Annotated in this window: 2 protein-coding genes; both read left to right on the top strand. The window is 72.5% G+C overall.

Annotated elements, in window-relative coordinates:
- Positions 1-203 (top strand): lytic murein transglycosylase (locus E1298_RS47460; protein WP_165976014.1); only part of this gene is annotated, 203 nt, incomplete at its 5' end.
- A gap of 38 nt (positions 204-241) precedes the next feature.
- Positions 242-601 (top strand): hypothetical protein (locus E1298_RS47465; RefSeq protein ID WP_207945305.1); only part of this gene is annotated, 360 nt, incomplete at its 3' end.

Below are 601 nucleotides of genomic sequence, written 5' to 3' on the forward strand. Positions count from 1 at the left end.
CGGCCACCTGGCGTTCCTACGGCCGCGACGGCGACCGCGACGGACGCAAGGACGTCCACGACCCCGCCGACGCCGTCCCGGCCGCCGCCGCCTACCTGTGCGACCACGGCGCCGCGACCAACCTGCGGACGGCCCTGTGGCATTACAACCACTCCACGCGCTATGTCGACCACGTCCTGGCCGCGGCCGACCGGCTGCGCTGACCGCCCGGCCAACCGGCATCCGGAAGGGGGAACCCCTAATGAACGAACAACTTCAGCGGCTCGGGCGGGACCTGCACACCACCGTGGAGTGGCGGCTGCGCCGTCAAATGCTGCCGCACTACCTCACCGCCACGGTGCTGGCGGCGGGCCTCACCGTGGCCAACCTGCCGCCGCATGTATCAGCTGCCGGCACCGCACTGGTCATCGCATGCCTGACTGCCGCAACAGCAGGGGTGGCCATGTGGCGGATGCGCCGGTCCCGATGGCGGCCGTGGATCCCACGCGTGGCCATCGCCGCCGCCGTGGCAGGCGGATGGCTGACGGCCGCCGCACTGACCGGCCTGGGCTGGGTGCTGGTCGCGGTGCTGGTCGCCGCAGAGATCATGCTCGCCGCCCGG

Source organism: Actinomadura rubrisoli (genome assembly GCF_004349215.1).
GTDB classification, from domain to species: domain Bacteria; phylum Actinomycetota; class Actinomycetes; order Streptosporangiales; family Streptosporangiaceae; genus Spirillospora; species Spirillospora rubrisoli.